We start from the raw sequence: 8,115 nt of genomic DNA, 5'->3' as shown, positions 1-8,115 counted from the left end.
GTAGCTTGGCTGTTAGAACTCAATCTGTACGAGTGCCCACACAGATGATTGCTTTATATTGTTAAAGAACGTTGCGACATTGTCGCTAGGGATGCGTATAATACATCCTTTATTTTTCTAGTCAACACTTAATTTTAAACTTTCTTGCGATGATTTAAACTTAAGTTTTACTTAACTCTCTGAGTAGCTCATGCCTCGCTATGCGTTGCGCTCTGCCGTCTCAGTGGGGTCGCATTATAGGGAGAACAGATTTTTACGCAAGTACTTTTTTAAAGAAAAACTAAAAAAACACACTGTTCGGTCAGTATCTGAGCTAAAACTGATAAAACAGCTAGTTTTATAATCAAATCAGGCTTTGCTGGTACTTAAATAAGCGCTACTGTTACACTGATACTATTCATATTGTTTAATTTAAAGGTGCATATATGGCAATACGTTCTTATAAAGGAATCACTCCTGCGTTTAATGAATCTGTTTATGTAGACGAGTCGTCTGTATTAGTCGGTGATATCACCCTAGGTGATGATAGTAGTGTATGGCCACTAGTTGCTGCCCGTGGTGATGTTAATCATATTCGTATCGGTCAACGTACTAATATACAAGATGGCAGTGTTTTACATTTATCAAGAGCGACTAAAAGCAATTCTGAGGGTTACCCACTTATTATTGGTGATGATGTTACCGTGGGTCATAAGGTAATGCTGCATGGCTGCGTTCTAGGTAACCGCATACTCGTGGGCATGGGCGCTATTATTATGGATAACGTGATTGTAGAAGACGAGGTGATTATTGGTGGTGGAGCTTTAGTACCTCCTAATAAGCGTTTAGAGTCTGGCTATTTATATGTAGGTAGCCCTGCGAAACAAGCCCGCCCTTTAACAGAGCAAGAGCTGAGCTTTTTAAAAGTGTCTGCCGATAATTACGTGCAACTTAAAGATGAATACTTAGCTGAAGACGCGAATTAACCACAGCTTTTTTGCTTAATTAAGTAAACTCACTTCTATTTGCCCTGCCGAGTTATAGCTTTCGTCTTCGATTAGCTGCTCGGCACGCTCTTCATAATCAAATCGATATTGTTCAAAATAACGCGTTGCATGACTCTCATCGGCTAAATTTAAACTGCTGACAGCAATCACACACTCAACTAGCATTCCGCTTACTTGTGCAAAAAAAACTAGCTGGTGAGTTGGCTCTCTAAATTCGAGTCGGTCTATAAACTGTATTGCTTGATTCATTTAAGCACTCCCTGCTTTAGTGCAGTAACAATGGGAACAATCTCAGGCATTTTATTTCGCCATACATAATAAGCTTGCGCAGCTTGGCCTACTAACATGCCACTGCCATCTAATAGCTTAGCTGCTTTACTGTGTTCGCTCACCCAATTCATAAATAGCGTATTTTGCGTGGCATAAAACATATCGTAAGCCATTTCACATGCGCTTAAGTGCTTTTCGCTTAACGCAGGTAACTCGTTATTCATGCTACTTGAGGTTGAGTTAATAACTAAATGATAATCAGTAAAAGGAAGGTCGTCAAAACCATACCCCGAAACATTGCCGTGCCCAGTAAAGAGTTTTGCCAATGTTTGGGCTTTGTGTGCCGTGCGATTAACGATAATGATTTCTTTAGGCTGCTGCTCAAGTAAAGGTAAAATAACACCACGAGCAGCGCCACCCGCACCAATGATCAGCAGGCGTTTACCTGTTATTGTTATTTTATTTGCCAGTAAGTCGTTAACAAAGCCTATGCCATCGGTGTTATCACCAAGTAAGGTCCCATCATCGCGCTTTTTAAGGGTGTTTACTGCGCCTGCAAGTTTAGCCACTGGGGTGAGTTCATCGGCTAAAGCAAAGGCCTGCTCTTTAAAAGGAACAGTGACATTTGCGCCTTTGCCCCCTTGCTCAAAAAAAGTAGCGACTGTTTTTTCAAACTCATCGATAGGTGCTAAGATTGCGCTATAGTCGATTTGCTCTCCCAATGACTTAGCAAACTGCTGATGTATGCTGGGAGATTTTGAATGTTTGATTGGATTTCCAAAAACCGCATATTTGTCCATTTTAAACAACCTCTTCGCAGTTTTAGTACTGCCTATTAACGATGATAAAATTATGATTAAAAGACTCTTTTCAAGATCAAAGCCGTCTACAACTACGCAAGCGCCTACTCCAGAGAAAACCCCGTATGAAATCATCGGCGGAGAAGCGCCCACGCGTGCAATTGCCAATAGATTCTACGACATAATGGCCAGCGATGAATACGCTAAACCGTTATATGATATGCATCCTCAACCATTAGATAGAATTCGCCAAGTATTTTTTGAGTTTTTATCGGGTTGGCTTGGTGGCCCAGACTTATTTGTAGAAAAACATGGCCATCCAATGCTGCGCAAACGTCATATGCCATTTCCTATTGATCAAGATTTACGTGATCAGTGGATGTATTGCATGAATAAAACCTTAGACATAGAAATTGATAACCCCGTTTTACGCGAGGGCTTACGTCAGTCACTGGCCCAGCTGGCCAGCCATATGATTAATCAGCATTAACCTACCTCATTCTTTAATTGGGGATTATTTGCGCTAAGTCAAAACCCGCTTTTCTAAAATAAAGATAATACCCTATTAAATAGTTAGAAAAGCGTGGCGCGTGTGAAATCAATCCAACATAAAATTTATGCTTTGTTAGCATTAACCGGCATTATAGTACTCATAGCCAGTATTTTTAGTAGTGCGAGTCAACAGCGCACGCTCGCACAAGATACGGTGGCAGAAAACATTAAGCTACTTGCCGATAACTATTTTGATTCAATAAACACCATGATGTTAACCGGTACTATGGCTAATCGAGAATTATTGAGCCAAAAGCTACGCAAACACCCTAATATAGAAGATGCTCATATTATTCGCTCCGATATAGTTAATAAACTGTATGGGGCCGGAAATAAAAACCAAACAGCAAGTAATAACAACGAACGCGAAGCGCTGCAAGGCAAAGAAAGTTTATTTATAGAGCAAAGCAATAACAACCGCAGCATGACCTACCTTCGCCCTATGTTTGCGAGCACAGACTACAAAGGTACAAACTGCTTAGGCTGCCATCAAGCGCAAGAAGGCGATGTACTAGGTGTGGTAAAAATTAGCTATTCCTTAGCCGATATTGATAATGAGGTAACTTACAACACCTTAGTAACCACCAGCCTACTTTCTACTATTTTTATTATTGCCTTTGTGCTGCTAGGTATAGTGTTTAGAAAAATATTTATAGTGCGCCTTAAAAAGCTCGGCCATGCAATGCACTTAGCCACTACTAATAAAGATTTAACCTTACGCATTGAAGATAACGCCGAAGATGAACTCGGCTGGCTTGCCACTAGTTTTAACCAAATGATTGCTACGTTTAAAGATAACATTGCTCAGGTATCTCACTCTTCAAAAGTGCTTATTCATTCAGCAGAGAAAATTTATACCTCGGCCGATGCCACTGAGCGCGCTATTTTAGAACAAAAGAAAAGTACCGATTCGGTGGCCGCAGCAATTAATGAACTAGAATGCTCATCCAATGAAGTAAGAAACACCACTCATTTTGCTCAAGAAAAATCTGAGAACAGTAATGAACTAGCACAACAAAGCATGCAGGTTGCTGAGCAAACCGAACTCAGTATCAATCAGTTAGCAGAAGATGTACGCCAAGCGGCAGATCAAGTGAGACAACTACAAGAGCAAACGCTTGAAGTGGGAAAAGTACTTGAGGTGATCAGCAGTATCGCCGAGCAAACAAATTTATTAGCGCTTAATGCTGCCATTGAAGCTGCCCGTGCAGGTGAAGCTGGCCGAGGCTTTGCCGTTGTTGCTGATGAAGTACGTACTTTAGCAACTCGAACTCATGCCTCTACTGATGAAATACGTCGCACAATTGATAAGCTGCAGTCAGAAGCCGCGCAAACCGTTAAAACCATGGGGGAGTCCTGTGCAGAGGCAGACGAAAGAGCGCAACAAGTACAGCAAGTTGCACAAGCTTTAAAAGATATTTCAGGGCAAATGAATGAAATAAATGAGCTCAATATACAAATAGCCGATGCAACAGAGCAACAAAACCAAGCTGCTGAAGAAATAAATATAAGTGTTGTTGGTATTAGCGATAACGCCGAGCAATCATTAGTGGATGCCGATGAAAATCAAAAAGTCAGTGAAGAGTTACTCAATTTAGCTCGTTCGTTAGATGAGCAGGTACGCAGTTTTAAACTTAAACAATAATTTTAAAAGCCAGTCAATAAGTAGCTTATTGACTGGCATATCATTCTTAGCCCAGTGCTAACCAATCTCGAGGCTTTAAGAAATCTTTATATAGTAATGCCTCTGCGCTGTCTTCGGCTGGGGTATAGTTATACTCCCAACGGGCTAAAGGTGGCATCGACATTAAAATAGATTCCGTACGGCCACCGCTTTGTAAACCAAACAATGTGCCACGGTCCCAGACTAAATTAAACTCAACATAACGACCACGGCGGTATAATTGGAAGTCGCGCTGCTGCTCGGTGTACTCATCGTTTTTACGACGTTCAATAATAGGAACGTAAGCATCTAAAAAGCCATTACCCACCGATTGCATAAATGCAAAGCTTTGCTCAAAACCTAACTCATTTAAATCGTCAAAAAATAAGCCGCCTACGCCGCGGGTTTCATCACGATGTTTTAAATAAAAGTATTCGTCACACCATTTTTTATATTTTGGATATACATCATCGCCAAACGGCTGACACACATCGTGCGCAACTTGGTGCCAATGCACTACATCTTCAAGTACAGGATAAAATGGGGTTAAATCAAAACCACCACCAAACCACCAAATCGGTTCTTCACCTTCTTTCTCGGCAATAAAAAAGCGCACATTGGCATGGCTTGTTGGTATATGTGGGTTTTTAGGGTGGATCACTAACGATACACCACACGCATGAAAACTGCGCCCGGCAAGCTCAGGTCTATGTGCAGTGGCAGAGCCCGGCATAGAGGCACCAAATACATGAGAGTAATTAACTCCCCCTTGCTCTATCACATTACCATTGGTTATAACGCGAGTACGACCACCGCCGCCCTCTTCTCGCTGCCAGCTGTCTTCAACAAACTGTGCTTTCCCGTCTGCTGCTTCTAAGCCTTGGCAAATGGTATCTTGCAAAGCCATAAAGTACGCTTTTACTTGTTTTAATAATTCGCTTTGCATCGTTAACCTCTGAATACATTGCCAGTCATGGCATCTTTAATGGTACTTGGTTGCGTATTACCACCTAATGGTTCATCAACATAAAAACTAACCTGCTCGCCAAACTGCTGCTGAGCTTCAACAATACTTGTTACCGTTGCTTGGCCGGTTAAATTAGCACTTGTTGATACCAGTGGTTTACCAAACTGTTGGCATAAACGTTTAACTGTAGGGTGATTAGTTACTCTTACTGCAATAGTATCAAACTGCCCTGTTAACCACTTTGGGGTAGACTTAGCTGCAGGCATCACCCAAGTGAGTGCGCCTGGCCAACTTGAAAAAATATCGGCACGTTTATCCATAGGCAGCTTAGCGTCATCGACGTATTTTAATAATTGCCCGTAATTGTCAGCAATTAAAATAAGCCCTTTTTCAACGGGGCGTTGTTTAATTTCAAGTAAACGTTCCACCGCCTGTTGATTGTCAGGGTCGCAACCAAGGCCATAAACAGCTTCGGTTGGGTATAAAATAACATCGCCTTGTTCTAAGCTAGTTATTGCAGCAGATAAAGAAGAAAGGTCAGACAAAATTGTCTCCAGAGATATTTACGTTATTCAGTGGCAGCAAACTTATGCATACAGCTTTTTTGTGGGCATTGTAACACAACACCACTCGCGGTTTTTTTCTCAGTAACAACTGGCCAGTCACATACAGGACACGCTTGGGCTACTGGCTTGTGGTTTAGCGTATATTTACAGCTTGGGTAACAGTCGCAAGAATAAAACACTTTCCCAAATTTATTGCTGCGTGAAACCAAGTGGCCTTTTTTACATTTAGGGCAACTAATCACAGGCTCTTCACTTGGCGTATTGTCATGCTCACTGGCAATATAATGACATTCAGGGTAACCGGTACAGCCAATAAACATACCGTAGCGGCCATTTTTCACCACCAGCGGCTTGTTACACTCTGGACACTCGCTGTCCTCAAGTACTTTGATTTCATTGCTATCATGATGTGCAAGCGGGCGAATAAAATCGCACTTAGGGTAACTAGCGCAGCCTAAAAAAGGCCCAGATTTACTATTACGAATGACGAGTTCTGAACCACATTGCGGGCATATCTCATATTCTTTTTCTAAGGCGTGTTTATTAGCCGAGAAAAGTGAATGATCGATTTTACTCATGTAAATCCTAGTGGTTGGTGAATTTTCGCCTAATATACCCAAAACCCTTAAAGATACAAGCTATGGCAGTCGGTTTGTTAACGCTGAAAATAATAAAACACGCAATAATGATTACTCACATCATTAGTCGTGAACCTGTTAATGTAACACTTCACTGGGCTCATCAAAAATAAGATCTTCCATTTGCTCATACGCCTGCTGAGAATCAGGGGCGTTAAATAACACCATAAGAATTAACCATTTTAAATCTTCCAAAGTAATAGCTGAATTATCAAGCGCCGCTAAACGGTCCATCACCATTTCACGAGTGGTGCTATTAATAACGCCCGTTTGTTCAACAAACATTAAAAAGCCGCGACACTCGGTGTCGAGAACTTGGCACTCACTGTCGGTAAAAATACGCACTGCATGTTGTGGAGTGGCTAATAAATAAGGCGATTCATTGCTGTATTGCAATGCGGCAAGTTGATCTAACCAGTCAATAGCTTTGTTAATTTCGAGTTTGTTAAACCCAGCGCGAAGTAACTCATCGGTAAGTGTGCTTTGCTCAACAAATACATCACTTTCGCTGTGAACATAGTTTTCAAATAAATACATGAGAATATCAAACATATTATCCTCCAGCGCTTAATTTAATATAGCCGTCTAATACACGTTCAATTTGATCGTCTAACTCTAAATCAAGCAATCGCGCTTGTACTTTATCAATTGGCCACTGTACTCGACGCATAATATCGTCCACACTGGTCACCTCAAAACCAATACTGTTAAGCACCTCGCAATCAGAGGTTACAGCATCAGTTAACTCTTTATAGTTTAGACCGGAAGGGTATGAAAAGTTCATCTCATCAAGAATATCGGCGACGTTTTCTACCAGCTTAGCACCTTGCTTAATTAAAAAATGACTTGCTTGTGCCAGCGGGTTTTTAATTGAGCCTGGCACCGCAAAAACGTCTTTATTTTGTTCAAGCGCATAACGTACGGTGATCAGTGAGCCACTTTTAATTTCGGCTTCAACAATTAAAACGCCTAAAGAGAGTCCTGAAATAATACGATTACGCCGTGGAAAGTTATGCGCGTTGGCCGCGGTGCCCGGTAAAAACTCACTTACCAATAAACCCTGTGTTAATACTTGCTCTGTAAGTAACTTATGGCGTTTAGGGTAATAAACATCAACACCAGTCCCTAGTACGGCAATGGTTTTACCATTTCCTGCCAGCGCTCCTTTATGGGCAGCACCATCAATGCCACGCGCCATACCAGAGGTTACTGTTATGCCAGCAAGCGTTAGCTGATGTGCAAATTCTGCAGCAATTTCAAGTCCTGTGGTGGTTGCATTTCGACTGCCAACAATCGCAATTTGTGGAGAAGACAGTAAGCTGATATCGCCTTTACAAAAAAGTAATAATGGCGCACTGGCTATTTGTTTTAGGTGTTCTGGGTAGGTGGTATCAAAAATACTAATAACAATAATATGTTGCTGGCTAATAAGCTGTTCATAATGCGCAACTTGCTGCCAATTTGTATTAAGTAAATTGCTTGCTTGACTCGCTGTTAAGCCCAACATAACCAGCTGGGAATGCGATAAGGAAAACAGCGACTCTAAACTGTGCTGCTTAGAGAGGGCTAATAGCGTTTTTATTCCAAGCCCTTTGCATAAGTAAAAGGCAAGCCAATGGCTTAGCTTGCCAAACGATTGCTCCATGTTCCCTCCTAGAACACCGACTCGCTAC

Annotated in this window: 10 protein-coding genes; 3 read left to right on the top strand and 7 right to left on the bottom strand. The window is 41.5% G+C overall.

Annotated features, from left to right (window positions below; all coding sequences use genetic code 11):
- The first annotated feature begins 425 nt into the window (after nucleotides 1–425).
- On the top strand, nucleotides 426–965 hold the full coding sequence (locus AAEY57_RS13290; protein ID WP_350608046.1) for a gamma carbonic anhydrase family protein: 540 nt from the start codon (nucleotides 426–428) through the stop codon (nucleotides 963–965).
- Between the two features lie 15 nt (nucleotides 966–980).
- Here AAEY57_RS13290 and AAEY57_RS13285 read toward each other — a convergent pair whose 3' ends face one another.
- Both AAEY57_RS13285 and aroE read right to left on the bottom strand, forming a co-directional pair.
- Nucleotides 981–1,235 (bottom strand): DUF1488 family protein, encoded by a 255-nt coding sequence (locus AAEY57_RS13285; protein WP_013463676.1) that lies wholly within the window; start codon nucleotides 1,233–1,235, stop codon nucleotides 981–983.
- The gene (aroE, locus tag AAEY57_RS13280; RefSeq protein ID WP_350608045.1) at nucleotides 1,232–2,056 is read right to left on the bottom strand and encodes a shikimate dehydrogenase; all 825 of its coding nucleotides are present in this window, start codon (nucleotides 2,054–2,056) and stop codon (nucleotides 1,232–1,234) included. The genes AAEY57_RS13285 and aroE overlap by 4 nt, the downstream gene beginning before the upstream one ends.
- Nucleotides 2,057–2,108: 52 nt before the next feature.
- On the opposite strand from aroE, the gene AAEY57_RS13275 reads away from it, so the two are divergent.
- The gene (locus AAEY57_RS13275) at nucleotides 2,109–2,546 is read left to right on the top strand and encodes a group II truncated hemoglobin (RefSeq protein WP_013463674.1); all 438 of its coding nucleotides are present in this window, start codon (nucleotides 2,109–2,111) and stop codon (nucleotides 2,544–2,546) included.
- A 102-nt stretch (nucleotides 2,547–2,648) separates the two neighbouring features.
- Complete coding sequence (locus AAEY57_RS13270) at nucleotides 2,649–4,253, top strand: methyl-accepting chemotaxis protein (protein WP_350608044.1); 1,605 nt, start codon at nucleotides 2,649–2,651, stop codon at nucleotides 4,251–4,253.
- 46 nt (nucleotides 4,254–4,299) lie between these two features.
- Here AAEY57_RS13270 and hemF read toward each other — a convergent pair whose 3' ends face one another.
- From hemF to dprA, 5 genes are all read right to left on the bottom strand, one after another.
- Complete coding sequence (hemF, locus tag AAEY57_RS13265; RefSeq protein WP_010392766.1) at nucleotides 4,300–5,217, bottom strand: oxygen-dependent coproporphyrinogen oxidase; 918 nt, start codon at nucleotides 5,215–5,217, stop codon at nucleotides 4,300–4,302.
- 2 nt (nucleotides 5,218–5,219) lie between these two features.
- Nucleotides 5,220–5,783, bottom strand: a complete 564-nt coding sequence (gene tsaC, locus AAEY57_RS13260; RefSeq protein WP_036957190.1) for an L-threonylcarbamoyladenylate synthase type 1 TsaC — start codon at nucleotides 5,781–5,783, stop codon at nucleotides 5,220–5,222.
- Between the two features lie 23 nt (nucleotides 5,784–5,806).
- Nucleotides 5,807–6,382 carry a DNA topoisomerase family protein gene (locus AAEY57_RS13255; RefSeq protein ID WP_036957188.1) on the bottom strand — a complete coding sequence of 192 codons (576 nt, stop codon included), beginning with the start codon at nucleotides 6,380–6,382 and terminating at the stop codon, nucleotides 5,807–5,809.
- Between the two features lie 138 nt (nucleotides 6,383–6,520).
- Nucleotides 6,521–6,994, bottom strand: coding sequence for a DUF494 family protein (locus AAEY57_RS13250; protein ID WP_273001552.1), 474 nt, complete (start codon nucleotides 6,992–6,994; stop codon nucleotides 6,521–6,523).
- 1 nt (nucleotide 6,995) lies between these two features.
- Complete coding sequence (gene dprA, locus AAEY57_RS13245) at nucleotides 6,996–8,087, bottom strand: DNA-processing protein DprA (RefSeq protein WP_013463667.1); 1,092 nt, start codon at nucleotides 8,085–8,087, stop codon at nucleotides 6,996–6,998.
- Between the last annotated feature and the right edge of the window lie 28 nt (nucleotides 8,088–8,115).

The organism is Pseudoalteromonas sp. MER144-MNA-CIBAN-0113, assembly GCF_040308965.1.
In the GTDB taxonomy this organism is placed as follows: Bacteria; Pseudomonadota; Gammaproteobacteria; order Enterobacterales; family Alteromonadaceae; genus Pseudoalteromonas; species Pseudoalteromonas tetraodonis.
This window is presented reverse-complemented; position numbering and strand designations above follow the sequence as displayed.